We start from the raw sequence: 25,033 nt of genomic DNA on the forward strand, positions 1-25,033 counted from the left end.
GGGTGCAGGCCATTCTCCATGCGGCGACGCCCCACAATGGACCCATGAGGATCTCGGCGCGGGCGGATTACGCGGTACGGGCGGTACTGGAACTGGCCGTACGGCAGGGTAACGGCCCGGTGAAGGCGGAGGAAATCGCCGCTGCCCAGGGCATCCCGCACAAGTTCCTGGAAGGGATCCTGGGCGACCTGAGGCGGGGCGGGATCGTCGACAGCAGGCGGGGCGGAGGCGGCGGCTACCGGCTGGCGCGGGACGCGGCCGAGGTCACGGTCGCCGACGTGATCCGCGCGGTGGACGGCCCGATCGTCTCGGTCCGCGGCGAACGCCCGACGGGCCTCGCCTACACCGGCACCGCACAGCCCCTTCTTCCGCTGTGGATCGCGCTGCGCGCGAACGTCCGCCGGATCCTGGAGGGCGTCACCGTCGCCGACCTCGCGGCGGACGCGCTGCCGGAGCCCGTCCGGGCGCTGGCGGCGGAACCGGCGGCCTGGGAGAACCCGTAAGGATCAGGTGTGAACGGCCGGTTGTGAATGGCCGGAGTTGACCCTCCCGGGAGTGACGGGGGCTTCCTACGATGCGGAACGCTTCACAGGTTCCACACAGACCCCCCACACCTGACCCCAGGAGAAACGATGGCTGGTGGACTCCTCCTCGGCGGCGCCGTAGCCGCCCTCCTCACCACCGCGCTACCCGCTCAGTCCTCGTCGCCGGTGTTCGACAACCCGCCCCCGGACAAGATCGTCATCGATGTGGCGACGGTGAACGGCTCCGGCTGTCCCGCGGGTACGGCCGCGGTGGCCGTCTCGCCGGACAACACCGCGTTCACGGTGACCTACAGCGACTACCTGGCCCAGGCCGGCGGCACCTCCGACCCCACGGCCTTCCGCAAGAACTGCCAGCTCAACCTGGTGGTTCACGTCCCCCAGGGCTTCACCTACGCGATAGCCAGCGCCGACTACCGCGGCTTCCTCTCGCTCCAGCCCGGCGCGAGCGCCACGCAGAAGGCCTCGTACTACTTCCAGGGCTCCTCGCAGACCGTACCCAAGACCCACCCCTTCAACGGCTCCTACAACGACGACTGGCAGGCCACCGACAGCACCGACTGGGCCCAACTGGTCTGGGCGCCCTGCGGGGTACTGCGCAACTTCAACATCAACACCGAACTACGGGTGAACGCCGGGACCCAGTCCCCGGACAAGGTCAGCTTCATGACCATGGACTCCACGGACGGGGACATCAGCACGGTGTACCACCTGGCATGGAAGGAGTGCCCGAACAGGTAGACCCAGGAGGGAACGGGCGGCGACCGGGGCTGTTCAGTTGCCGTGGGGCCGCCCGCTTCTTCGGCCGGTGTCGTACCCCGCGAGGTGCGTCAAGGGCGCTACGCGTCGGCTGCGCCGAGGGCCCGCGAGCGGGCGGCCCGGGGAAGGTGGCCGGCTCAGGCCCGCTGTTCCCTTGGGTCGGCCGCGTTCGCATCCTGCACCGCGGAGGGCGCGGTCGCGCCTCGCCCGCACGCCGGGTGGGTTTGGCGGGGCGCGCATGCCTGGTGGTGGACGCCGGTGGGTTCAGTGACGATCGCCGGTCGGTGGGGCGCGGTCGGATCGGTTTTGCGGGGCGGCGGGCTTAGCGGTCTGCGGCCAGTGGACGGGGCCCGCGGGTCCGACCTCTCTCCTACGGGGGCGCCGCGCGTATGCGGCGACGGCTCACCCGCCGACGGGTTGTGCGGACACCCCGGCGCGCTACGACGGCAACGACAACGGCACACCCAAGCTGGGCATCAACTTGCTGAGCTGGAGCACCGGCTGGCCAGTCGCCCACTGAGCCACGACGGGTCCGCAGCCACCCCTCGCTCAGGCCCCCGCGGCATTCGGCCAGCTCTGCGCATTGGGCCACCCCGTGGCCGGGGCCGGGGTCAGGTCGGTCGCCGGCGCCGTCATGCCCCGCACCTGGGCCGCAGTGAGCCCGCCACGAGCCGGGACACCGGGCGGAGTAGGCGCGACAGCCGCAGGAGGCGCGACAGCGGCAGCGGGCGCCGGTACCGGCACGGGTGCCGGTACCGGCGACGGCACCGGCACCGGCTGCGGTACCGGCACCATCGGTTGCCGGACCGGAGCCGGCATCGGCTGAGCCACCGCAGGCAAGGGCTGCGATGCCGCGGGCAGTGGCGTGGGCATCGGCTGAGGCGCCGCAGGCAACGGCTGGGCAGCCGCAGCTGCCGGCTGAGGTGCCGTCGGCATCGGAGTGGGCGTCGGCTGAGGCGCCGCCGGCACCCGCATACCGCTCCCGTTGGTCTCGCTGACCAGTCGGTCCACCGCCGCCGTACCCGAGCTGTAGCTGGTCCCGGTGCCCAGCTCGGGTACGGCGGCTCCCCTCCTGGACCCGTAGAGCACCTGCTCCAGGCCGGACACCAGGCGACGCACGTCGACCTGGGGGCGCACCACGAGTCTCAGGAAGCGGCTGGAGGAGCCGATCTTGTTGCCGCACTCGCGGACCAGGATCCGGTGCTCGGTGAGCATCCGGTCCCGGACCACCGTGCCCTCGGCGCCGACGGGAAGGCGGACGAAGAGGAAGTTCCCCTGGGAGGGGTAGACCGTCAGGCCGGGGAGCGCCGACAGGTGGCTGGCCATCTCCAGGCGGTCGCGGCGGACCTGCTGCAGGCTCTGGGCGTACTCGGGGCCGTGTTCCTTCAGCATGAACACCACATGCTCGGCGAAGGAGTTGAGGTTCCACTTCGGGAGCATCCCGCGCACCTTCCCCGCGAGCGCCGGGTTGGCGACCAGGTAGCCGAAGCGGATGCCGTGCAGGCCGAAGTTCTTTCCGAGGCTGCGCAGCACGATGACGTTGGGGCGGAGCATGGCCTCCTGCACGACGCTCGGCTCGGCCTCCGCGTCGGCGAACTCCAGGAAGGACTCGTCGACGATCACCAGGTCCAGGTCGGCCATCGCGTCCATGAACTGCACCACCTGCTGCTTGCGCAGATAGCCGCCGTCGGGGTTGTTGGGGTTGCAGATCACCGCCACCCGCGTGCCCCGGGTGCGGATGAAGTCCGCGTACTGGGACAGGTCCAGCGCGAAGCCGCTCGCCTCCTGGAGCGGGAACATGTCGACCCGCTTGCCGGTCTCCATCGGCTGGTCGGTCCAGCGGCCGAAGGTGGGGACGGGGATCGCGAGGGACTCGCGGACCAGGAGGTGGTCGATCCAGGTGATCAGCTCCGTGGAGCCGTTGCCCATCGCCACGCACTGCGGCGGCAGCTGCAGGAGGCCGCACAGCTCGGCGGTGATGGTGTCGGCGCTGCTCGGGTAGTACGTGATGATCTCGCGCAGCCGGATCGCCAGCTCGTCGTACATGGCCTGGGTGGGGAAGTACGGGTTGCAGGGGATGCAGAAGTCCACCGGGCCGGTTCCGTCGCCGCCCTCCCGCGTCAGCGCCGCCATGGAGGGGCTGTGCGCGGCGGTGCCGCGGAACAACGAGGTGACGTTGCCGGCCAAAGGGACCTCCGTTTCTGGGTGGCCCGTGCGGGGGAGCACGGGCCACCCTTGGATACGGAGGTGACGGCAGTGGCGTTCAACTCACCTGCGGTGTGAGGCGGTTCACGCCCTGAGGGCCGTGTCAGGCGCTGAACTCGTGGATCGTCGTCGACCGGTACGTCTGCCCGGGCCGCAGCACGGTCGACGGGAAGTCCGCGTGGTTCGGCGAGTCCGGGAAGTGCTGGGTCTCCAGGCACAGGGCGTCGCCCTGGCGGTAGGTGTGGCCGCCGGTGCCGGTGAGGGTGCCGTCGAGGAAGTTGCCGGAGTAGAACTGCAGGCCGGGCTGGTCGGTGGCGATCTTCAGGGTGCGGCCGGAGCGCGGATCGCGCAGGGTCACCACATGTTCCGGGCGCGCCGTGATGCCCTTGTCCAGGGCCCAGTTGTGGTCGTAGCCCTTGGCCTGCACCTGCTGGACGTGGCCGGCGCGGATGTCCCGGCCGATCGGCTTGGCCCGGCGGAAGTCGAACGGGGTGCCCGCGACCTTCGCCAGCTCGCCGGTCGGGATCAGGCCCGAGTCGGTGGGGGTGTAGCGGGAGGCGGCGATCTGGAGCTCGTGGTCCTCGATCGTGCCGCTGCCCTCGCCGGCCAGGTTCCAGTAGACGTGGCTGGTGAGGTTGACGATGGTCGCCTTGTCCGTGGTGGCCTCGTAGTCGATGCGCCACTCACCGTGCGGGGTGAGGGTGTACGTCACCTTCGCCTGGAGCGTGCCCGGGTAGCCCATCTCGCCGTCGACGCTGGTGTAGTGCAGGTGGAGGCCGACCTCGGAGCCCGCGGCGAACGGCTCGACGTTCCACACGTGCTTGTCGAATCCCTGCTTGCCGCCGTGCAGGCTGTTGACGCCGTCGTTGACGGAGAGCTGGTAGCTCTTGCCGTCCAGGGTGAACCGGCCCTTGCCGATGCGGTTGCCGTACCGCCCGATCAGGGCCCCGAAGTACGGGCTCTCGGCGACGTAGTCGGCGATGTTGTCGAAGCCCGCCACGATGTTGGCGTAGTGGCCGCGGCGGTCGGGGACCTGAAGGGTCTGGACGATGCCGCCGTAGTTCAGGACCTTCAGCCGCGTGCCGCCGTTCTCCAGCGACCAGCGGTAGATCTTCGTGCCGTCGGCGAGCGTGCCGAACAGTTCCTTCACCGGTTTGCGACCCCCTGACGAAGCGGACGCGGCCTGGGCGCTGCCCGAGCCGAGGGTGGTGGCGGCGATGCCCGCCGCGGCTGCTCCCGCGATGACCGTGCGTCTGTTCAGTTCCATGGATGCGGCTCCCGAAAGAGGAGGGGCCCCGCCGCGAGCGGCGGGGCCCGATCTGACTTACGAACCGGACTTGCGCTTGTTCCACACGTCGAACCCGACCGCCACCAGCAGGGCGAGGCCCTTGATGACCTGCTGCCAGTCGGTGCCGACGCTGAGGAGGTTCATGCCGTTGTTCAGCACGCCGAGGACGAGACCGCCGATGATGGCGCCGAGGACGGTGCCGACACCGCCGCTCATGGAGGCGCCGCCGATGAACGACGAGGCGATGGCCTCGAGTTCGAAGTTGACGCCCGCCTTCGGCGAGGCCGCGTTCAACCGGGCGGCGACCACCAGACCGGCCAGGGCCGCGAGCACGCCCATGTTCAGGAAGACGTAGAAGGTGACCTTCTTGTCCTTCACGCCGGACAGCTTGGCCGCCGGCAGGTTGCCGCCGATGGCGTAGATGTGGCGGCCGAAGACCGCGTTGCGCATGACGTAGCCGTACCCGACCACCAGCACGCCCAGGATGATCAGCACGATCGGGGCGCCCTTGTAGCTGGCGAGCAGCAGGGTGAGGACGAGGATCGCCGCGACCAGGGCCGTCAGCTTGAGCAGGAACAGCCGGGTCGGCACGACGTCCAGGGAGAACTCCTGCTGGCGGCGGCGGTCGCGGAACTCCTGCCCGACCACGGCCGCGATCAGCACCAGGCCGAGCAGCAGGGTGAGGTTGTGGTAGTTGGTGTCCGGGCCGACCTCGGGCAGGAAGCCGTTGCCGATCTTCTGCAGGCCGTTGGGGAAGGGGCCGAGGGTCTGGCCCTTGAGGAGGATCTCCGTCAGGCCGCGGAAGAGGAGCATCCCGGCGAGGGTGACGATGAAGGACGGTATGCCGAGATAGGCGATCAGGAAGCCCTGGATCGAGCCGGCCGCCGCGCCCACCAGCAGGCACAGCACCAGCGCGATCGGCCAGGAAACGCCGTGCTGGACGGTCAGTACGGCCGCGAAGGCGCCGACGAAGGCGGTCAGTGACCCGACCGACAGATCGATGTGCCCGGCGATGATCACCAGCATCATGCCGATCGCGAGGATCAGGATGTAGCTGTTTTGCAGCACCAGGTTGGAGACGTTGCGCGGCAGCAGCAGGTCGCCGCCGGTCCAGATCTGGAAGAGGACGATGATCAGGCCGAGCGCGATCAGCATGCCGTACTGCCGCATGTTGCGGCGCAGGCCGCCGAGCACCAGTTGCAGCAGACCCTCGCCGGCGGTCGATCCGCCCTTGCCCGGTGGTGCCGCGGCCGGGCTCTTGTCGGTGACGTCCGTGCTCATCGCGTTACCTCTTTGTCCTTTGTCATATGGCGCATCAGCACTTCCTGCGTGGCCTCGGCCCGCGGCACCTCACCGGTCAGCCGTCCCGCGGCCATCGTGTAGATGCGGTCGCACATGCCGAGCAGTTCGGGCAGCTCGGAGGAGATGAAGACCACCGCCTTGCCCTGGGCGGCGAGCTGGTCGATGACCGTGTAGATCTCGTACTTGGCGCCCACGTCGATGCCGCGGGTCGGCTCGTCCAGGATCAGCACGTCGGGCCCGGCGAAGATCCACTTGCTGAGGACGACCTTCTGCTGGTTGCCGCCGGACAGCTTGCCGACCGGCTCGAAGACCGTCGGCGCCTTGATGTTCATGGACTTCCGGAAGCCCTCGGCGACCTGCCGCTCCTCGTGCTCGTCCACCACGCCCCGCCTGGTCACCTTGTCGAGCGCGGTCAGCGAGATGTTGCGGTTGACGGTGTCGATGAGGTTCAGGCCGTAGTGCTTGCGGTCCTCGGTGACGTACGCGATGCCGTGCCGGACCGCCTCGGCGACGGTCTTCGTACGGATCTCCCGGCCGTCCTTGAGGACCGTGCCGCCCGCGTACCGGCCGTACGTCCGGCCGAAGACGCTCATCGCGAGTTCGGTGCGGCCGGCGCCCATCAGGCCCGCGATGCCAACGATCTCCCCGCGGCGCACCTCGATCGACACGTCGTCGACCACCTTGCGCTGCTGGTCGATGGGGTGGTGCACGGTCCAGTTGCGGATCTCCAGCGCGGGTGCCGCGCCCTCCTCCGGCCGGTGCGGGGTGCGCTCGGGGAAGCGGTGGTCGAGGTCGCGGCCGACCATGCCCGCGATGATCCGCTCCTCGGTGGTCTCCGGCGCCTTCACATCGAGGGTCTCGATGGACCGGCCGTCCCGGATGATCGTCACCGAGTCGGCGACCTTGCGGATCTCGTTGAGCTTGTGGGAGATGATGATCGAGGTGATGCCCTGGTTCTTCAACTCCAGGATGAGATCGAGGAGTTTGCCGCTGTCCTCGTCGTTCAGGGCTGCCGTCGGCTCGTCCAGGATGAGCAGTTTCACCTGCTTGGAGAGCGCCTTGGCGATCTCCACGAGCTGCTGCTTGCCCACGCCGATGTCGGCGACGCGGGTCTCCGGGTGCTCGTGCAGTCCCACCCGGCGCAGCAACTCGGTGGCGTGGCGCAGGGTCTCGCGCCAGTTGATGAGCCCGCGCGTGGCGTGCTCGTTGCCGAGGAAGAGGTTCTCCGCGATGGACAGGTGCGGCACCAGGGCCAGTTCCTGGTGGATGATGACGATGCCGCGGTGCTCGCTCGCCCGGATGTCGCGGAACCGGCAGAGCTCTCCCTCGAAGAGGATGTCCCCCTCGTAACTGCCGTGGGGATGGACGCCGGAGAGCACCTTCATCAGGGTGGACTTTCCGGCGCCGTTCTCCCCGCAGATGGCGTGGACCTCGCCCTGCCGGACGGTCAGGGTGACGTCCGACAGCGCCTTGACACCGGGAAAGGTCTTGACGATCGAGCGCATTTCCAGGACGGGTCCCGCCATGGTCGTGCCTTCCAATCCGTAGGAATCAGGAGGGAATCGGGGCGGGTTACTTCAGCTCGGACTCGGTGTAGTAGCCGCCGTCGACCAGGACCTGCTGGTAGTTGCTCTTGTCGACACTGACCGGCTGCAGCAGGTAGGCCGGGACGACCTTGCTGCCGTTGTTGTACGTCTTGGTGTCGTTGACCTGCGGCTTCTTGCCCTTCAGGGCGTCGTCGACCATGGTGGAGGCGACCTTGGCGAGCTGCCGGGTGTCCTTGTAGACGGTCTGTGTCTGCTGACCGGCGATGATCGACTTCACCGAGGCCAGCTCGGCGTCCTGGCCGGTGATCACCGGCAGCGGGTTGCTGCCCGAGCCGTAGCCGTCGGACTTCAGCGCGGACAGGATGCCGATGGAGATGCCGTCGTACGGCGAGAGCACCGCGTCGACCCGGCCGCTCTTGTAGGCGGAGGTGAGGATGTCCTCCATGCGCTTCTGCGCGGTGGTGCCGTCCCAGCGCAGGGTGGTTACCTTGTTGAGCGCGGTCTGGCCGGACTTGACCACCAGTTGCTTCTTGTCGATGTACGGCTGCAGCACCTTCATCGCGCCGCCGAAGAAGTACTTGGTGTTGTTGTCGTCGTTGGAGCCCGCGAACAGCTCGATGTTGAACGGGCCCTTCTTTCCGCTGTCCAGGCCGAGCTTGTGCACGATGTAGGTGCCCTGCAGGACGCCGACCTTCTCGTTGTCGAAGGAGGCGTAGTAGTCGACGTTCGGCGTGCCGAGGATCAGCCGGTCGTAGGCGATGACCGGGATGTTCGCGTCCTTGGCCTCCTGGAGCACGTTGTTCAGCGACTTGTTGTCGATCGCCGCGATGATCAGGCCTTTCACGCCCTGCGTGATGAGGTTCTCGATCTGTGAGACCTGGGTGTCGGGGTCGTCCTCGCCGTAGACCAGCTTGGTCTTGTAGCCCTTGGCCTGGAGGTTCTTGACGACGTTGTTGCCGTCGGCGATCCAGCGCTCGGAGGACTTGGTGGGCATGGCGATGCCGATGGTGGCGCCCTTGACGTCGCTCGTCTTCTCCTTGCTGCCACCCGAGCCGCTCTGCCCGCAGGCGGTCAGGGCCAGGGCGAGCGAGGCGGCTCCGGCTATGGCGGTGAGTGCGGCTCTGCGGTTGCGCATGGTGATCCGTCCTTGTTCGTTTCGTCGTTGAGTGGGGTCACGCGTTGCTGGGGAAGCGGTGGAGCGGTCCGGGCAGCCGCGAGCCGAGCGGCGCCATGTCGCCGTCCGCGCCGTGCCGGGCGAGCAGGTCCAGGGCGAGCCGGCCGCGCCGCACCCGCTCCCGGGCGGTGTCCAGGGTCACGTCCCGGAGGTGGGTGCCCCACGGGTAGATGCCGGGCGCCTTGGACAGACCGAACTTCAGATAGAGCGGGGCGCCGCGCCGGATCAGCTCGGCGACCTCGTACATCCGCACATAGCCGCCCAGGTCGTCGGGGGCCTCGATGTACATGTCCATCGGGGCGGCGGAGACCCGGCGGATCTCGGTGAGGTGGTCCAGCGTCAGATCGCTGGGCACGTTGACGGAGTCGGCGCCGAGCCGCTCGAAGACGGCGTACGAGGCCGGGTTGACGGGGCCGATGAGCGCGGAGACCTTCAGCGTGGTGTCGGCCGGGATGATGCCGTTCTCCCGCGCCCGGTGCAGGGTCCACAGCACGCCCTCGTCGGCGACCAGCAGGCACTTGACGCCGAGCTCGGTGGCCCGTACGGCGTCCTCGACGCAGCCGGCGACGGCGTCGTGGCCGCGTGCGCGCAGTCCGGCCCCCCGTGAGTCGGAGCGCACCGAGCCACCGATGTCCCAGGTGCCGCGCGGGCCGGTGAACAGGCAGAGTTCGATGTCCCGTTCGGCGGTGGCCTCGACCATCTCGGTGATCTCGGCGTCGGTGAGCATCCACACGCCGCTGCCCTGGCTGATCCGGTGGATCGGCACGTCGAGGCGCGAGGACTCCTTCAGGACGACCGCCAGCGCTTCGGGACCCTCGCACGAGGGGATCTCGGTGCGCCAGCGGCCGCCGTCGGGGAAGCTGTGCGCGGAGGCGTCGGCGGGGTCGAGGGCGGGCGCGCCCAGGCCGAGGGCGGTGAGTGCCTGCTCACCGGGTCGGCGGGCCGCCGCGGCGGAAGCGTCGGTCGTCACAAGCTGTCCTTCGTGTTCGGTATTTCGGACGAGGTTCGCGGCTCGGAGCGGAACACGGCCTGGGTGGCGCTGCGAAAAAACGGCCGTGGTGGTACGCCGGTCAGGGCGCCGTCAGGGCACGTCCTGACCGGCGTACGTCATCAGGGGCGGAGCAGCACCTTGCCCACCTTTGGATCGCCGGCCCCCACCAGCTCGATGGCCTGGGCGAACTCGGTCAGCGGCAGCTCGTGCGTGACCAGCGGCAGCGGGTCGAGCAGCCCGGCGCCGAACACCCGCACGGTGTGCGCCCAGGCGTCCGGCGGCGCCCCGAAGACGGTGTGCACCTCCAGTTGCCGTACGACGAGATCGGTCGGGTCGAGCCCGTCCGCGCCCGGCGCCGGGATCCCGGTCAGGACCAGCCGTCCGCCGCGCCGGAGCAGCGAGGCGGCGGTGCGCGCGGCCGAGGCGGACCCGGCGGTCTCGATCACCACGTCGAAGCCGGCCGGGAGCTCCCGGTCCTTCAGCCGGAAATCGGTCGCGCCGAACTGCCGCGACAGCGCCTCCCGGTCCTTCCTGGTCCCCACGACGAGCAGCTCCGCCGGCGATACCGCTTTCAGGAACTGCACGGCGAACATCCCGAGCGTGCCCGTGCCGACCACCGCGACCCGCTCGCCCGGCAGCGCGTTCCCCTTGATCGCGGCGGCCGCGATGCAGGCGGCCGGCTCCAGCAGGGCGGCGGCGGTGAGGTCGGCGTCGTCCGGCAGGACGTGCAGCAGCCGGGCCGGGAGGGTCAGCGTGCCGGCCATGGCGCCCGGCTGGGTGAACCCGGTCTCCTCGTAGCCGTGGGTGCACAGGGTGGTCTCGCCGGCGTGGCAGCGGTCGCAGACCTGGCAGTTGCGGAAGCCCTCGCCGACGACCTTGCGCCCGACGAGTCCCGCCGGCACCCCGGCACCCACTTCGGCAACCGTCCCCGACCACTCGTGCCCGGGGGTGAGTGGGTAACGGACATATCCCTCGGGCCGGTTGCCCTGGTACACCTCGCGGTCGCTGCCGCAGATGCCGACCGCGTGCACGGCCACCAGCGCCTCGCCGGGACCGGGCTCGCGGGGTGTGTGCTCCTCGACCCGGTGCGTGCCCGGTGCCTCGACGACGACCTGCGAGCTCACTTCGTCCCCTTCGGCTTGCGCTGCTCCCAGCCCTCGGCCCACAGGTCGAACCGGGCCTGCTGCTGCGGGAATTCGGCGGCGGCATCGACGTCCAGCTCCACGCCCAGACCGGGTGCGTCGGACAGGTGGAAGTACCCGTCCACGACCTGCGGGGCTCCCTTGACCACCTTCTTGATCTCCGCGTCCGCGAAGTCGTTGAAGTGCTCGAGGATCTTGAAGTTCGGCGAGGTGAAGCCGACCTGGAGGGAGGCGGCGGTGAGCACGGACCCGCCCACGTTGTGCGGGGCGACCAGCATGTAGTGCGTCTCGGCGGTGGCGGCGAGCTTGCGGGTCTCCCAGATGCCGCCGACGTGGCCGACGTCAGGCTGGATGATGTCCACGGCCTGGCTGTCGAACAGCTCGCGGAACTCGATCCGGTCATGGACGCGCTCACCGGTGGCGACCGGGATGTCCACCTTGGCCGCGACCTTCTCCAGCGCCTTCAGGTTCTCCGGCGGGACCGGCTCCTCCAGCCAGGCCGGCTTGAAGGGCGCCATCTCCCTGGCCAGCCGGACGGCGGTGGCGGGGGAGAAGCGGCCGTGCATCTCCAGCATCAGCTCGGCCTCCTGGCCGATCGCGTCCCGCACGGCCTCGATGAGGGAGACGGCGTACAGGGTCTCCTGGTGGTCCAGCTCGAAGTGCCCGGTGCCGAACGGGTCGATCTTCAGCGCCTTGTAGCCGCGCTCCATCACCCCCTGGGCGGCCTTGTGGTAGGCCTCGGGCGTTCGCTCGGTCGTGTACCACCCGTTGGCGTACGCCTTGACCCTGTCCGTCACCTTGCCGCCGAGCAGCTGCCACACCGGCACGCCCAGCGCCTTGCCCTTGATGTCCCAGCAGGCCATCTCGACGACCGCGATGCCGGACATGACGATCTCACCCGCACGGCCGTAGTCGCCGTACTTCATCCGGCGGACGAGGTCCTCGACCGCGAACGGATCCGAGCCGAGAATGTGATTGGCCTGGGCCTCCCGCAGATAGCCGATCAGCGCGTCGGTGTGACCGAGCATCCGGGTCTCGCCGACTCCCGTGATCCCCTCGTCGGTGTGCACCTGGACGTAGGTCAGGTTGCGCCACGGCGTGCCGACCACGTGCGTGCTGATTCCGGTGATGCGCACGGCAGTTGCCCCTCAGCTGTTCGAGATTTCGTCACACGTTCGAAATGCTGGCGCGACAGTAAGGACGGGGCGGTGGGGGTGTCAATGGGTCGAACGGGTAACGGTTTCGACAAGCCTTTCGAGAATTCTTTCGGTGTTCTACGAAACCTTCACAAGGGTGCCTAGGAACGTGACCGACGGGGAATCTAGTCTTCCGGCGTCATGGACTACTGCCACCCGTGCCAACGGCACCTCAATGGCGCCCTGGCCTGCCCCGGGTGCGGAACTCCGGCACGCGCCGCCGCCGCGGAGGCGCCGGCCGCGTACGCGCGCGCGGGCACGGGTGGGACACCGGGGTACGGCGCCCCCCAGCAGCACGGGTCTCAGGAGTACGGATCTCAGCAGTACGGGTCCCAGCAGTACGGGGCCCCGGAGTACCGCATCCCCCAGCAGTACGAGCCGGCCGGTCCGGAACAGGTGCCGTGGACGCAGCAGCGGGAGCCGAGCGAGGACTGGGATCCCGAGGCCGAGTCCGACACCGAGGCCGGAGCCGACAGTGACCCCGAGCCCGATTCCTCCGCCGACCCCGACTCAGAGCCCGGTGGCCGGGCCGCCCGGCGCCGGGCGCGCGGCACCACGGTCGGTCCCGCCGAGGCCGACGCCAGCCGCCGCGACCGCAAGGCCGCCGCGCACCGGCGCCGGCGCCGCCGTACCGTCCTGATCACCGCGGGGTTCGTGCTGGCCGCGGGCAGCCTCGGCCTCGCCGAACTCGGCACGGACGCGCCCTTCTCGCCCTTCTCCAGCGGACAGCCGGACACCGCCCGGGACGCCGCGGCCGACGGCGGTACGTCCTCCGCGTCCCCCGGCGCCACGGCCGACCCGGCTTCCGACACCTCCGGCGCGGCCCCCGGTACGGCCGGCTCCGCCTCCCCGGACGCCTCCGCGTCCGCCTCCAAGTCCCCGAAGGGCAAGGACTCCAAGTCGCCCGACGCCAAGGACACCGGCAAGGCGTCGCAGACCGCCGCGACGGGCGCCGGCACCACCCCCCAGGCCCCGGCGCCCACCGTCACCTCCCGGCCCGCCTCCACCCCCACCAGCGCCCCGACGACGTCGGCGCCGTCCCCGACCCCCTCGCCCACCAAGACCTGCACCCGTTTCCTGTGGTGGTGCACCTGAGTCCTGCCGCGCACTCCGCGCCACCCCCGCGCCATCCGCCATCCGGGGCAGTGGTCACACCCCCGGGCGCTCGCGGCGGTTGAGTCGAACAGGTACATCGCGCCGTACCGGTCTCGGGAACGCCCCGAGCGGGAAAGGGCGTTGTGCTGAGAGGGAGCAGCGAGCAGCGGCTCGGTTGAGGAGAGCGGATGACGCAGCAGATCACCGTCCAGGGCACGGTCGCCGAGGGATTCGAGGCGGTGCGTGATCAGTTCGCCGCGTTCGTCGCCGGGGAACGGGCCGACTACGAGGGCCAGTTGTGCGCGTATCTGCACGGGCGGCGGGTCGTCGACCTGTGGGCGGGCGCGGAGGGGGACTCGCTGTACGGCGTGTTCTCGTCCACCAAGGGCGCCGCCCATCTGGTGGTCGCGCTCCTGGTGCAGGACGGCACGCTGGAGCTGGACCGCAAAGTGACCTACTACTGGCCCGAGTTCGGCGCCGAGGGCAAAGGCTCCGTCACCCTGAGAGATCTGCTGGCGCACCGGGCGGGCCTGGTCGGGATCGACGCCGGGTTCTCCGCCGAGGAACTGGCCGACGACCGGGCGATGGCCGAACGGCTCGCGGACCAGAAGCCGTTCTGGCGTCCGGGGACGGCGTTCGGCTACCACGCGCTGGTGATCGGCGCGCTCACCGGAGAGGTGGTCCGCCGGGCCACGGGCCGCACCCTCCAGGAGGTCTACGAGGAGCGGGTGCGCGCGCCGTACGGGACGGACTTCTTCCTGGGCCTGCCCGAGTCTCAGGAGCCCCGCTTCCGCCCGGTGCAGCCGATGCTGCCGACGCCCGAGCAGCAGGCCCTGCTGGACGCCCAGCCGACCGGTCCGCACACCCTGACCTCGATCGCCTTCAACACGCATGTCCCGGAACCGGGCACCCTGGCCGATTACGCCAACTCCCGCCGCGTGCGGGCCAGGGGACCGGCGTCGGCGGGCGGCGTCGCCTCCGCGCGCGGGCTCGCCACAATGTACGCGGCGGCGATCAGCGAGCTGGACGACCGGCCACCGCTGCTGAAGCCGGACACGGTCGCCGAGGTGGGCCAGATCCACTCCGTGGGCTACGACCTGGTGGCCCGCGCCCATAAGGCGTACGGCCTCGGCTTCCAGGCCACCGCCGACCTGTGGTACCCGGTCCTGGGCGCCGGCGCCTTCGGCCACAGCGGCGCGGGCGGCTCCCAGGCCTTCGCCGACCCGCGCAGTGGTCTGGCGTACGGCTACACGCGCCGCCGGATGGCGTTTCCGGGCGGGGCGGCACCGGAGAACGACGGGTTCGTGCGCGTGCTGCACCGGGTGGTGGTGGCGCCCTGAAGGGGCGCGGGGCCGTGTCGACATGCGGCTCCGCCGCGTGGGCGCGACCAGCCACGACGGACCCGCACACGACAACGCACCGCACCCGGCAGACGCCCCCGGCCAAAAAGGAGACCGCACCCCACGTCCAAGGGTGCGGTCTCCGCAGTGCGCAACGACGGGCGTCAGACCAGCGTCACGCTGATGTTCCCCCGCGTCGCCTTCGAGTACGGGCACACCTGGTGAGCCTTCTCGACCAGCTCCCGGGCCACCTCGGCGGAGACGTGGGGAATGCTCGCCGAGATCTCCACGATGATCCCGAACCCGTCCTCGTTCTTGCCGATACCGACCTTCGCGGTGACGGTCGACCCGGAGACGTCGGCACCCTCCTGCCGGGCCACGACCCCCAGCGCGCCCTGGAAGCAAGCGGAGTATCCCGCGGCGAACAGCTGCTCCGGGTTCGTGCCGGCGCCGCTGCCGCCCATCTCCTTGGGCGGGTTGACGACGACGTCGAGTCGGCCGTCGTCCGTGGCGACCCGGCCGTCCCGCCCGTTCTCGGCGGTGGCGACGGCGGTGTACAGGACGTCGGACTGTGTGATGGGCATGCGGTGGTCCTCCTCCTCGGTCCGCCACGACTCGCGCCCACGATCGACGGCGGAATTCGGAAAGAAGTTACCGCATGTCGGAAACGACGGGGAAGGTCTGCCTGGTCTCAGAGCTTGACGATCATCTTGCCGATGTTGTCGCCGCGCAGGACGCCGAGGAACGCCTCCAGGGTGCCCTCGATGCCCTCGACGACCGTCTCGCGGTACTTCAGCTCGCCCGAGGCGACCCATGGCCCGACCTTCTGGACGAACTCCGGCTGCAGGTCGTAGTGGTCGCCGACCAGGAAGCCCTCGATGCGGCCCCGGGTCTGGATCAGCCGGGCGAGGTTGCGCGGGCCGGGCGCGGGCTCGGTGTTGTTGTAGACCGAGATCATGCCGCAGACGGCGATCCGGCCGCCCTCGCGGAGCGAGCCGATCGCGGCCTCCAGGTGGTCGCCGCCGACGTTGTCGAAGTAGACGTCGATGCCGTCCGGCGCGGCCGCGCGCAGCTGCTCGCTCACGGGGCCGTTCTTGTAGTTGAACGCGGCGTCGAAGCCGTACTCCTCGACCAGCAGCTTGACCTTCTCGTCGGAGCCGGCCGAGCCGATCACCCGCGAGGCGCCCAGCAGCTTGGCGAGCTGGCCGACCTCGCTGCCCACGGCGCCCGCGGCGCCGGAGACGAACACGATGTCGCCCTCCTTGAAGGAGGCGGTGCGCAGCAGACCGGCGTAGGCGGTGAGGCCGGTCATGCCGAGGACGCCGAGGTAGGCCGACAGCGGCACCTCGTGGGCCTTGTCGTCGACCTTGACGGCCGGGATGACCGCCGGGCCCACCTTGACGGCGTTCTTCGCGTCCACGACCGCGTACTCGCGCCAGCCGAAGAAGTGCAGGACGTGGTCGCCGGTCTCGATGCCCTCGGCGTTGGAGGCGATCACCTCGCCGACCGCGCCGCCCTGCATGACCTTGCCCAGCTCGTAGGGGGCGGCGTACGACTTCGCGGCACTCATCCGGCCGCGCATGTACGGGTCCACGGAGAGGTACTTGTTCCGCACCAGCACCTGGCCCTCGCCGGGGGTCGGGACGGGGGTCTCGACGAGGGCGAAGTCCTCGGGCTTCGGCCAGCCGACGGGACGGCTGATCAGGTGCCACTCACGGTTGGTCATGACAGGACCTTTCTCAAATACTTCAGAACCTGAAACAACCATGCTCCTGAATATTTCATGATGTCAAGTAACCGGGTATCCTGGAGACCATGTCCACCCCATCGAAGCCCCGCCGCCCCGATGCCCTGACCATGGAGGTCGTCGAACTGATCGGTGACGTCGTCGCCCGCTTCTACGCGGACTACGAGAAGGCGGCGGGCGAGCACACGCTGACCGGACCGCAGGCCCGGCTGCTCAGCCTGCTCTCGCTGGAGCCGCTGCCCATGCGCAAGCTGGCGCACAAGCTCAAGTGCGAGCCGTCCAACGTGACCGGGATAGTGGACCGCCTGGAGTCCCGGGGACTGGTCGAGCGTCGCCCGGACCCCGCCGACCGGCGCGTGAAGCTGGCCGCCGCCACGGACGAGGGCGTGCGTACGGCCAAGGACCTGCGCGAGGGCCTCCGCTTCGCCCGCGAACCCCTCGCCGGCCTGTCGGAGGAGGAACGCCGCTCCCTGCGCGACCTGCTGCGCCGGATGCTGGACGCCTGAGAAGGCGCACGCCGGCCGCGGGAGAGTCGGTAAAGTCTCCGCCATGCGCGATCTTGGGGTGGGGTTCGGTTATCTGCTGAAGGGCCAGCGCTGGATGACGCGGCACGGCCGGAGTTACGGCTTCGGGCTGCTGCCCGGGCTGATCACCCTGGTCCTCTACGCGGCGGCCCTGGTCGCGCTCGCGGTGTGGGGCGAGGACGCGGTGACCTGGGCGACACCGTTCGCGGACCACTGGTCCAGCCCTTGGCAGGGCCTGTTCCGGGGCTTCCTGACGGCCGTGCTCTTCGCCCTCGGGCTGCTGCTCGCCGTGCTGACGTTCACGGCCGTCACCCTGCTTCTCGGCCAGCCCTTCTACGAGAACCTGTCGGAGAAGGTCGACGCCGAAGCCTCGCCCGACGGCACCGCCCCGCGGTCGGACCTGCCGCTGTGGCGCGAGCTGTGGATCTCGGCCCGGGACAGTCTGCGCGTCCTGGTGCGGGCCGCGCTGTGGGGCGTACTGCTCTTCGCCCTCGGCTTCCTGCCGTTCGTCGGGCAGACCGCCGTCCCCGTGCTCGGCTTCTTCGTCACCGGTTTCTTCCTCACCGAGGAACTCGCCGCCGTCGCCCTCCAGCGCCGGGGCGTGGAACTGCGCGCCCGGCTCGCCCTGCTCCGCTCCCGCAAGACCCTGGTCTGGGGCTTCGGTACGCCCCTCGGCCTGGCCTTCCTGGTCCCGTTCGTCGCGGTTTTCCTGATGCCGGGCGCGGTCGCGGGCGCCACGCTCCTCGCCCGCGATCTTCTGGGCGAGGAGACCGCCGGCGACTCCGCTCCCGATGCTCCCGACGCCCCCGGTGCCGCCGGCGGGCGGCCCGATACGGAGGACGTCAGCCCGTGACCCAGATACTCGCCGTCGCCGTCATCACGGTCCTCGCCGTGATCGCCCCCGGTGCCGACTTCGCCATGATCGTCCGCAACAGCTATCTGTACGGCCGCCGCACGGGGCTGCTCGCCGCCGCGGGCGTCGCCGCCGGCGTCCTGGTGCACGTCACCTACACCCTGCTCGGCGTCGGCCTGCTGATCGCCTCCTCCACCGCCCTGTTCACGGTGATCAAGCTGATCGGCGCGGCCTACCTCGTGTACGTCGGCATCCGCACCTACCGCACCCGCGGCGAGCTGAAGATCGACCTGGAGGACCGCCGCGAGCTGACCCCGTTCGCCGCGCTGCGCACCGGCTTCCTCACCAACGTCCTCAACCCGAAGACGACCCTCTTCGTCGTCTCCACCTTCGCCCAGGTCGTCAGCCCTGACACCCCGCTGTACCAGCAGGTCGGCTACGGCCTGTTCATGTCGCTCGCCCACCTGCTGTGGTTCGGCGTGGTCGCCACGTTCTTCTCGCAGGCCAGGATGCGGGCCCTGATGCTGCGCGCCCAGAAGATCCTCAACAAGGTCATCGGCTCGGTCCTGGCCGGCCTCGGCGTCAGCCTGGCGCTCGCGCCGTCGCACTGAGCCTCATACCGTCCTCTGTCACGCCGCCGCTGCTCCGGCTCAGCCCGGGATCCGCTCCGCCGCCTCCCGTAGCGCCGCGACGAAGGCCCGTGCCGCCGTCGTCAGTGAGTGTCCGCGGACCGTCGCCGCGTACACCGCGCGCGGCGGGGCGTCCTCGGCGTGCACCGGCAGCAGGGCGACGTCCGGCCGTACGGACGCGGCGGCCAGCGCCGGGACCAGGGTCACCCCGAGGCCGGCGGCGACGTACCCCTGCTTGGCGGTCCACTCGGCGACGACGTGCGCGACGCGCGGGCGGAAACCCAGCCGCACGGCCGCGTCGAGGAGGGTGCCCTCGGGCCGGGAACTGCCGGCGATCCAGTCGGCGTCGGCGAGTCGGGCCAGCCGTACCGGCCCGTCGGCCCGGGCGAGCGGATGGGCGGCCGGCACGGCGACGTACAGGGTCTCGTCGAGGAGATGGTGCAGCTCGTACGCCTCCAGCGGGGCGCGGCCCGTCGTCGAGACCACGGCGAGGTCGAGGCGGCCCGCCCTCAACCGGTCCAGCAGGCCGGGGGAGAGGCCCTCCTCGCGCGCGAGGCGGACGCGGGGGTGACGGGCGTGGAAGACGGCCAGTGCGTGCGGGACGAGCGCGGCGTCGGCGGTGGCGAACGCGCCGAACCGCAGTCGCCCGCCCGACGCCGCCCGCAGCTCGGCCAGGTCGCGCGCCGCGCCGCTCAGCGACTCGGACACGGCCTCGGCGTACGGCACCAGGGCCCGGCCGGCCTCGGTGAGCCGCACGCCCCGCGGCAGCCGGTCGAAGAGCGGACCGCCGCCGAGGGCCGACTCCAGCGAGGAGATCTGCCGGGACACCGCGGACTGGGTCCAGCCCAGCGCTCGCGCGGCCACGGTGAACGAGCCGTGCCGGGCGACCTCCAGGAACACCCGCAGCCAGACGGTGGACAGGTCGGGAAGCTCCGGCTCGACATGCGAAGTAGGCATGGCAGTGATGCTAGACATTCGCTTGTCGCATTGCATGGCCGGTCATAGCGTCGACGGCATGGAGAAGATCGCTTTTCTGGGGCTGGGCCACATGGGCGCCCCGATGGCCCGCCGACTGCTCGCGGCCGGTCATCCGCTCAGTGTCTGGAACCGCACCCCGGCCCGCGCCGAGACGCTCGTCGCCCAGGGGGCCGGGCGCGCCGGGTCACCGGAGGAGGCGGTGCGGGGCGCCGACGTCGTGATCACCATGCTCGCCGGACCGGACGCGCTCACCGCCGTGACCGACGCCGTCGCACCGGAGTTGCGACCGGGTACGACCTGGGTCGAGATGTCCACCGTCGGACCGGACGCCGTACGGGAACTGGCCGGCCGGCTGGGGGACGGGGTCACCCTCGTCGACGCGCCTGTCATGGGCAGCACGGACCGGGCCGCCGAGGGCACGCTCGGCATCCTCGCGGGCGGGGACACGGCCGGGGTCGAACACGTCCTCGCGCACCTCGGCACGGTCACCCGCACCGGCCCGCTCGGCTCGGGGGCGTCCCTCAAACTCGTCGTCAACATGGCGGTGATCGGCGGCGTGGGCCTCGTCGCCGAGGCGCTGCGGCTCGCCGCCGCGCTGGGCCTGGACGGCGACACCGCCCGTGCGGCGCTGAAGGCGGGGCCGCTCGGCGGCGCGGTCGACCGCGCCTTCGCCGACGGGGCGATCTTCGCGACCGACCTCGCCGTGAAGGACCTGAGGATCGCCACGGGTGCCGGCGAACTCCTCGTGGCCACAGCGGTGTTGGAGCAGTTTAGGCGAGCCGCGGCGGACCCCGCACTGGCCCGCGCCGACATCGCCCGAGCCGCCGACCACCTCATCCGTACCGTCTGAAGGACTCCCCGTGCAGATCACCCTGAGCAGCCCCGACTCCGCACCGCAGCCCCTCAGCCCCTACTACTCCCAGGTGGCCCGCGTCGAACACGCCGACGGCAGCGCCCTGTTGTTCCTCTCGGGCCAGATCGCCGCGGGCGCCACCCTGGCCGAGCAGACCCGGGGCGTCTTCGAGACGATCGATGCCCTGCTCAAGGCCCACGGCGCGAGCCTCACGGACGTCATCAACATCCGTACCTACCTGACCGACATCAGCAAGCTCGACGAATACGGCACCGTGCGACGGCAGTTCCTCACGGGCACTCCGCCGACGAGCATGACCTTCGAAGTGCCACGGCTGTTCCGCCCGGAGGCGCGGGTGGAGGTGGAGGTGGTAGCGGCGGTTCGGGGTGACTGACCGTACGCGACTGCGGGTGCGCGGGGGCTGATCGCGCAGTTCCCCGCGCCCCTTGCGGGGGGTTCAGCGCGCCCTCAGTCCACCGGCTCGCCCAGCAGTCGCAGGAAGCTTCCCACCACCTGGGGCTCCCTCGCTGACGCCCCGGTCACCCAGGTCGTCCCGACCGACGGTGAACTGCCGTACACGGAGGACCTGTTCATCGACTACCGCGGCTGGGAGCAGGCCGGCCGCACCCCGGCCTACCCCTTCGGATACGGCCTCGGCTACACCGACTGGACCTACGAGTCCCTGGACGTCGACGGCACCACCGCGCGCATCCGCCTCCGCAACACGGGCGAGCGGCCCGGCCGCGAGGTCGGCCAGATCTACGTCTCCCCGGCCGAGCCCGACCCCGCACGCCCGGCTCGCCGGCCTCGCCGGCTTCGCCTCCGCCGAGGCCGGTCCCGAAGAGAGCGTCGAGGTGACCGTCGCCCTGCCGCGCCGCGCCTTCGAGATCTGGGACGAGACGGCGAACACGTGGGCGTGTGTGAAGGGTTCGTACGAGATCGCCGCCGGACGCTCGATCGTGGACCGCAGGCTCACCGCGCCGATTAACGTCTGATCCGGGACAAGTCCCCCACGGGCAGCCCCGGTCCGGGCCCCTGACACCCGGACCGGGGCTCGTCGCCGCAGGGCCATATGGCAGACTCCCGGCCCGCGAACACCGGAAGACACCGGGCACGGCACGGGGGAGAGACATCGTGTATCCAGGCCAGCAGCCGGGGCCGTACGGCCAGCAGCAGCCGACGGGGCCGTACGGGCAGCCGCCGCAGTACCAACAGCCGTATCCGCAGCAGCCGTACCCGCCACAGGGGTACCCGCAGCAGCCGTACCCGCCCCAGCAGCCGTACCCGCCGCAGCAGTCCCCCCAGCCGCCCGCCCAGCACATCGGCGAGGGCCGGATGCGGCTGGACCCGAACCTCACCCCCGCCCAGCGTGATCTGGTGCTGAAGATCCAGGCGAAGTCCAAGCCCATGGCCTACGGCATGGTGCTCGGCATTCCGCTCACCTTCGGCGGGGTCCACTACGGCATCACCCAGAAGCCCCTCGGATTCGTCGCGGCGCTCGCCGGACTGGCCCTGCTGGCCTTCGGTGTCTTCTCGCTGCTGCAGATGCAGGCCCTCAAACGGCAGCTGCGGCTCATCACGGCGGACGCCTGGCGTTCCCCGGCCGCGCATCTGCCGGGCGCCCGCAAGGCCGCCACGCAGGCCGCCTATCTCAATGGCCTGCTGGTCCTGCTGTCCCTCGCCGCGACCGGCTACCTGCTCCACAAGGGCGCGGGCTGGGGTGCGTACGGCAACTCACTGGGCTTCGGCGCGCTGATGCTCGGCGCGGCCTTGCCTTTCGGGATGGCTGTGGCCGCCGTGACGACCATTCCGCAGCTGCTCCAGGTGATTCCGGCCGGGGCGAAGGTGGGGCGGAGTCTGTACTCGATCATCTTCGTGCTGGCCACGACGGTGACGGGTGAGGGCATCAAGGGTGGCTCGATCGGGCCGGTGGTGGCCGGTGGCTGCACGCTGCTGATCTGCGGAGCCGCGATGTCCCTGTTGGGCAAGGCGGCCAAGCGGATGCGGGGGGAGGCGTGACGGGTCGTCGGCCGTCTGCTGTTACTGATGATCTTTGCGTGATGTCGCGTCATGGCCGACGATCGTCGCAGTTCAAGCAGACGCTGGCTGCGACATCACGCGTGGAATCTCAGTAGCGGACCCCGAACCCGTACACCGTCTCCGAGCGGAACACCTCGCCCGGCCTGAGCACCGTGCCCGGAAACTCCGGGCGGTTCGGGGAGTCCGGGAAGTGCTGGGTCTCCAGGGCGATGCCGTCGCCCGGGGCGAACGGTTCGCCGAGGTGGTCGGCGGTGTACAGCTGGAGGCCCGGCTCGGTCGTCGCCACGGTCAGGGTGCGGCCGGAGGCCGGGTCGTGGAGCTCGGCGACCTCCTCCGGGGCCCCGGTCACGCCCTTGTCCAGGACGAAGTTGTGGTCGTAGCCCGAGCCGACCTTGCGGGAGGTGCGGAAGTCGAAGCGGGAACCGGTGACGTCCTCCAGGGCGCCCGTCGGGATCAGGTCCGCGTCGACCGGGGTGTAACGGGAGGCGGCGAGGCGCAGTTCGTGCCCGCCCGCATGGCCCGCTCCGGCCAGGTTGAAGTAGCCGTGGTTGGTGAGGTTGATCACGGTCGGCGTGTCCGTGACCGCCTCGTAGGCGATCCGCAGCCCACCGGACGCGTCCAGCGTGTAGGTCGCCGACACCTCCAGGCGGCCCGGGAAGCCCTCCTCGCCGTGCGGGCTCACCCGGCTCAGCCGTACCCCGTGCTCGACGGGCTCCGCGGCCCACACCCGCTTGTCGAAGCCGGTCCTGCCGCCGTGCAGCGAGTTCGGGCCGTTGTTCGGCTCCAGGGCGAAGACCGCGCCGTCCAGCGGGAAGCGGGCGTGCGCGATCCGGTTGGCGTACCGGCCGATCAGGGCGCCGAGGTACGGCTCCGGGTGGGTGAGATAGCCGTCCAGGTCCGAAAAGCCCAGCACCACGTTCGCGGTCCGGCCCTCCCGGTCCGGCACCTGGACCGACCGCACGATCCCGCCGTACGTCAGGACCTCCACGCGTGTCCCGGCATGCTCCAGCGTCCAGCGGTGGACCTCGGTGCCGTCGGAAAGTGTGCCGAAAAGTTCGCTCATGTGGAAAACAGTAGGCGACGAGTTTCCTAGCCAACCGGATTGGCCGCGGTGATCGTCCGATACGCGATCGCCGCGAGCCGCGCCTGCCCGTCCTTGCTGGGGTGGAACCAGTCCCAGCGGCTGAGCTGGTCGGTGCCGAAGCGGTTGCCGTAGACCGCGCCGCCGTCGAAGCGGCAGCGGCTGTCCTTGGCGCAGACCTCCTTCAGCACCTCGTTGTACTCCACCACCCGTTGCTGCACCCGGTCCCGGCGCAGCATGGCCGCGCTGGTCAGATCGTCCGCGTCGGACAGCATCGACGGGCAGATGCCGAGCTTCCACACCTCCTTGCCCAGCGGATTGGTCCGCCCTTCGGACCACAGCCGCTTCAGGTTCGGCACGCTCGCCACGTACACCTGTGTCCTCGGCGACGCCGCGCGCAGGGTGTGCAGTGCCTCCTCGAAGTCCGCGCGGAAGCCGGCCACCGTGGTCATGGCCCGCGCCGAGGACCGGCAGGCGTCGTTCGCGCCCACCATCACCGTCACCAACTGCGGCTCGCGCGCCGCCGCCTGTGCCATCTGCTCGGGCAGGTCCGCCATCCGGGCGCCGGTCACCGCGTAGTTCCAGCTGCGCTCCGCCGCGCCCGCGACCCCGAGCAGCCGCACCGCCAAGCTGTCCACCCCGGCGTCGCTGCCGGTCGCCCAGGACACCTCGGGGCAGTCCGACAGCACCGTGCACGCGTCGAAGCCGCGGGTGATGGAGTCGCCGACCGCGGCGATCGAGTCGGGGCTGCGGTTCCACACCGGCGCGGGTCTGGCCGCGTGCGCCTCGGTGCCCTCCGGCGCGGGCGCACTCCCGGCGCCGGTGTCGCACCCGGCGACGCCCAGCACCGCGGCCGCCACGAGGCTGAGAGCGGCACGCGTACGGCTGCTCGGCTTCCCCATCCCCAGCTGATCCCCTCGTCGTCGAACCCGGCGCCTCCGGGTCGTGGTCTGTGCTCCCTCCCATAACAACGCGCGAGGGTTCCCGACCGGGCACCCTGGAACGGAGCACCCCTGTACAAGCGTCCCCCTGGGTGAATGACGGAGGTTTCCTGACGCCGGGACCGACGGTACGTCACACTCCTTGCACCGCCGCAGGGTAGCCTCGCCATCAACGCGGCCGTCGTGCCGCTGCCGCCAGCCAGTCCGCAAGATGTCCCGCTCTGCCCGGAGGTTCCGGTGACGACACGTGGAGTTCTGTACGTGCACTCCGCGCCGCGCGCGCTGTGCCCGCACGTCGAGTGGGCCGTCGCCGGGGTGCTCGGCACGCGCGTCAACCTCGACTGGATCCGGCAGCCCGCGGCCCCCGGCACCTGGCGCTCGGAGTTCTCCTGGCAGGGCGAGGCCGGTACGGCCTCCAAGCTGGCCTCGGCCCTGCGCGGCTGGCACCTGCTCCGCTTCGAGGTCACCGCCGAACCCTGCCCGACCGCCGAGGGCGAGCGCTACAGCTGCACCCCCGGCCTCGGCATCTTCCACGCCGTCACCGGCATCCACGGCGACATCCTCATCCCCGAGGACCGCCTGCGCGCGGCCCTGATCCGCGCCCAGCGCGGCGAGACCGACCTGGAAGCAGAGATCGCCAAGCTCCTGGGCAAGCCGTGGGACGACGAACTGGAACCGTTCAGGTACGCCGGCGAGGGCGCGCCGGTGCGCTGGTTGCACCAGGTGGTGTGAGTTTTCCTGCCTGGATCTTCCGTGTCCGGGCATGAGAAAGGGCCCCTGCCGATCGGCAGGGGCCCTCACTCACG

24 protein-coding genes and 1 pseudogene are annotated in these 25,033 nt (G+C 70.6%); 12 read left to right on the forward strand and 13 right to left on the reverse strand.

Annotation, left to right across the window (positions count from 1 at the left end; genetic code table 11):
• Nucleotides 1-44: 44 nt before the first annotated feature.
• Both AB0M27_RS13845 and AB0M27_RS13850 read left to right on the forward strand, forming a co-directional pair.
• Nucleotides 45-503 carry an Rrf2 family transcriptional regulator gene (locus AB0M27_RS13845; RefSeq protein WP_365721223.1) on the forward strand — a complete coding sequence of 153 codons (459 nt, stop codon included), beginning with the start codon at nucleotides 45-47 and terminating at the stop codon, nucleotides 501-503.
• 129 nt (nucleotides 504-632) lie between these two features.
• Entirely contained in the window at nucleotides 633-1,283 is a 651-nt protein-coding gene (locus tag AB0M27_RS13850) for a DUF4360 domain-containing protein (RefSeq protein WP_365721225.1), read from the forward strand.
• 567 nt (nucleotides 1,284-1,850) lie between these two features.
• Here AB0M27_RS13850 and AB0M27_RS13855 read toward each other — a convergent pair.
• The 8 genes from AB0M27_RS13855 to AB0M27_RS13890 all read right to left on the reverse strand — a co-directional run bounded on the left by AB0M27_RS13855 (nucleotide 1,851) and on the right by AB0M27_RS13890 (nucleotide 12,086).
• The gene (locus tag AB0M27_RS13855) at nucleotides 1,851-3,488 is read right to left on the reverse strand and encodes a histidinol-phosphate transaminase (protein WP_365721227.1); all 1,638 of its coding nucleotides are present in this window, start codon (nucleotides 3,486-3,488) and stop codon (nucleotides 1,851-1,853) included.
• 121 nt (nucleotides 3,489-3,609) lie between these two features.
• Nucleotides 3,610-4,773 carry an aldose epimerase family protein gene (locus AB0M27_RS13860; protein WP_365721229.1) on the reverse strand — a complete coding sequence of 388 codons (1,164 nt, stop codon included), beginning with the start codon at nucleotides 4,771-4,773 and terminating at the stop codon, nucleotides 3,610-3,612.
• Nucleotides 4,774-4,830: 57 nt separating this feature from the next.
• The gene (mmsB, locus tag AB0M27_RS13865; RefSeq protein WP_365721231.1) at nucleotides 4,831-6,075 is read right to left on the reverse strand and encodes a multiple monosaccharide ABC transporter permease; all 1,245 of its coding nucleotides are present in this window, start codon (nucleotides 6,073-6,075) and stop codon (nucleotides 4,831-4,833) included.
• Complete coding sequence (gene mmsA / locus AB0M27_RS13870) at nucleotides 6,072-7,622, reverse strand: multiple monosaccharide ABC transporter ATP-binding protein (RefSeq protein ID WP_365721233.1); 1,551 nt, start codon at nucleotides 7,620-7,622, stop codon at nucleotides 6,072-6,074. The genes mmsB and mmsA overlap by 4 nt, the downstream gene beginning before the upstream one ends.
• Before the next feature lie 46 nt (nucleotides 7,623-7,668).
• Nucleotides 7,669-8,778: a multiple monosaccharide ABC transporter substrate-binding protein gene (gene chvE / locus AB0M27_RS13875; RefSeq protein ID WP_365721235.1), complete on the reverse strand. Its 1,110-nt coding sequence runs from the start codon at nucleotides 8,776-8,778 to the stop codon at nucleotides 7,669-7,671.
• Nucleotides 8,779-8,815: 37 nt separating this feature from the next.
• Nucleotides 8,816-9,787, reverse strand: a complete 972-nt coding sequence (locus AB0M27_RS13880) for a hypothetical protein (RefSeq protein ID WP_365721237.1) — start codon at nucleotides 9,785-9,787, stop codon at nucleotides 8,816-8,818.
• Between the two features lie 140 nt (nucleotides 9,788-9,927).
• The gene (locus AB0M27_RS13885; RefSeq protein WP_365721239.1) at nucleotides 9,928-10,932 is read right to left on the reverse strand and encodes an alcohol dehydrogenase catalytic domain-containing protein; all 1,005 of its coding nucleotides are present in this window, start codon (nucleotides 10,930-10,932) and stop codon (nucleotides 9,928-9,930) included.
• Nucleotides 10,929-12,086: a mandelate racemase/muconate lactonizing enzyme family protein gene (locus AB0M27_RS13890; RefSeq protein WP_365721241.1), complete on the reverse strand. Its 1,158-nt coding sequence runs from the start codon at nucleotides 12,084-12,086 to the stop codon at nucleotides 10,929-10,931. The genes AB0M27_RS13885 and AB0M27_RS13890 overlap by 4 nt, the downstream gene beginning before the upstream one ends.
• Before the next feature lie 201 nt (nucleotides 12,087-12,287).
• Here AB0M27_RS13890 and AB0M27_RS13895 point away from each other — a divergent pair, with 201 nt between their 5' ends.
• Nucleotides 12,288-13,241 (forward strand): hypothetical protein, encoded by a 954-nt coding sequence (locus tag AB0M27_RS13895; protein WP_365721243.1) that lies wholly within the window; start codon nucleotides 12,288-12,290, stop codon nucleotides 13,239-13,241.
• 188 nt (nucleotides 13,242-13,429) lie between these two features.
• The gene (locus tag AB0M27_RS13900; RefSeq protein ID WP_365721245.1) at nucleotides 13,430-14,581 is read left to right on the forward strand and encodes a serine hydrolase domain-containing protein; all 1,152 of its coding nucleotides are present in this window, start codon (nucleotides 13,430-13,432) and stop codon (nucleotides 14,579-14,581) included.
• A 164-nt stretch (nucleotides 14,582-14,745) separates the two neighbouring features.
• Here AB0M27_RS13900 and AB0M27_RS13905 read toward each other — a convergent pair whose 3' ends face one another.
• Entirely contained in the window at nucleotides 14,746-15,165 is a 420-nt protein-coding gene (locus tag AB0M27_RS13905; RefSeq protein WP_365721247.1) for an organic hydroperoxide resistance protein, read from the reverse strand.
• A gap of 107 nt (nucleotides 15,166-15,272) precedes the next feature.
• Nucleotides 15,273-16,307 carry an NADP-dependent oxidoreductase gene (locus AB0M27_RS13910; protein ID WP_365721249.1) on the reverse strand — a complete coding sequence of 345 codons (1,035 nt, stop codon included), beginning with the start codon at nucleotides 16,305-16,307 and terminating at the stop codon, nucleotides 15,273-15,275.
• A gap of 89 nt (nucleotides 16,308-16,396) precedes the next feature.
• On the opposite strand from AB0M27_RS13910, the gene AB0M27_RS13915 reads away from it, so the two are divergent.
• The 3 genes from AB0M27_RS13915 to AB0M27_RS13925 are packed head-to-tail and all read left to right on the forward strand — an operon-like array spanning nucleotide 16,397 to nucleotide 18,316.
• On the forward strand, nucleotides 16,397-16,834 hold the full coding sequence (locus tag AB0M27_RS13915; protein ID WP_365721251.1) for a MarR family transcriptional regulator: 438 nt from the start codon (nucleotides 16,397-16,399) through the stop codon (nucleotides 16,832-16,834).
• Nucleotides 16,835-16,877: 43 nt separating this feature from the next.
• The gene (locus tag AB0M27_RS13920; RefSeq protein WP_365721253.1) at nucleotides 16,878-17,705 is read left to right on the forward strand and encodes an EI24 domain-containing protein; all 828 of its coding nucleotides are present in this window, start codon (nucleotides 16,878-16,880) and stop codon (nucleotides 17,703-17,705) included.
• Nucleotides 17,702-18,316 (forward strand): LysE family transporter, encoded by a 615-nt coding sequence (locus AB0M27_RS13925; RefSeq protein ID WP_365721255.1) that lies wholly within the window; start codon nucleotides 17,702-17,704, stop codon nucleotides 18,314-18,316. The genes AB0M27_RS13920 and AB0M27_RS13925 overlap by 4 nt, the downstream gene beginning before the upstream one ends.
• 39 nt (nucleotides 18,317-18,355) lie before the next feature.
• On the opposite strand, the gene AB0M27_RS13930 is transcribed toward AB0M27_RS13925, so the two are convergent.
• Entirely contained in the window at nucleotides 18,356-19,291 is a 936-nt protein-coding gene (locus AB0M27_RS13930; protein ID WP_365721257.1) for a LysR family transcriptional regulator, read from the reverse strand.
• Nucleotides 19,292-19,349: 58 nt separating this feature from the next.
• Here AB0M27_RS13930 and AB0M27_RS13935 point away from each other — a divergent pair, with 58 nt between their 5' ends.
• The 4 genes and pseudogenes from AB0M27_RS13935 (at nucleotide 19,350) to AB0M27_RS13950 (ending at nucleotide 22,184) form a co-directional block, all read left to right on the forward strand.
• Nucleotides 19,350-20,162 (forward strand): NAD(P)-dependent oxidoreductase, encoded by an 813-nt coding sequence (locus tag AB0M27_RS13935; RefSeq protein ID WP_365721259.1) that lies wholly within the window; start codon nucleotides 19,350-19,352, stop codon nucleotides 20,160-20,162.
• A 10-nt stretch (nucleotides 20,163-20,172) separates the two neighbouring features.
• Nucleotides 20,173-20,559: a RidA family protein gene (locus tag AB0M27_RS13940; protein WP_365721261.1), complete on the forward strand. Its 387-nt coding sequence runs from the start codon at nucleotides 20,173-20,175 to the stop codon at nucleotides 20,557-20,559.
• Nucleotides 20,560-20,664: 105 nt separating this feature from the next.
• Nucleotides 20,665-21,160, forward strand: a pseudogene (locus AB0M27_RS13945) (fibronectin type III-like domain-contianing protein); the annotation flags it as partial.
• 139 nt (nucleotides 21,161-21,299) lie between these two features.
• Nucleotides 21,300-22,184 carry a hypothetical protein gene (locus tag AB0M27_RS13950; RefSeq protein WP_365721263.1) on the forward strand — a complete coding sequence of 295 codons (885 nt, stop codon included), beginning with the start codon at nucleotides 21,300-21,302 and terminating at the stop codon, nucleotides 22,182-22,184.
• 109 nt (nucleotides 22,185-22,293) lie between these two features.
• Here the strand turns inward: AB0M27_RS13950 and AB0M27_RS13955 are convergent, their stop codons facing one another.
• Both AB0M27_RS13955 and AB0M27_RS13960 read right to left on the reverse strand, forming a co-directional pair.
• A complete protein-coding gene (locus AB0M27_RS13955; RefSeq protein ID WP_365721265.1) occupies nucleotides 22,294-23,268 on the reverse strand; it encodes an aldose epimerase family protein in 975 nt (324 codons plus the stop codon).
• A 26-nt stretch (nucleotides 23,269-23,294) separates the two neighbouring features.
• Nucleotides 23,295-24,188 carry an SGNH/GDSL hydrolase family protein gene (locus AB0M27_RS13960; protein WP_365721267.1) on the reverse strand — a complete coding sequence of 298 codons (894 nt, stop codon included), beginning with the start codon at nucleotides 24,186-24,188 and terminating at the stop codon, nucleotides 23,295-23,297.
• Nucleotides 24,189-24,464: 276 nt separating this feature from the next.
• Between AB0M27_RS13960 and AB0M27_RS13965 the strand changes: the two genes are divergently transcribed.
• Nucleotides 24,465-24,959 (forward strand): DUF3145 domain-containing protein, encoded by a 495-nt coding sequence (locus AB0M27_RS13965; protein WP_365721269.1) that lies wholly within the window; start codon nucleotides 24,465-24,467, stop codon nucleotides 24,957-24,959.
• The last annotated feature ends 74 nt before the right edge of the window (nucleotides 24,960-25,033 follow it).

Origin of the sequence: Streptomyces sp. NPDC052107, from assembly GCF_040680215.1 — a bacterium.
Lineage (GTDB): Bacteria > Actinomycetota > Actinomycetes > Streptomycetales > Streptomycetaceae > Streptomyces.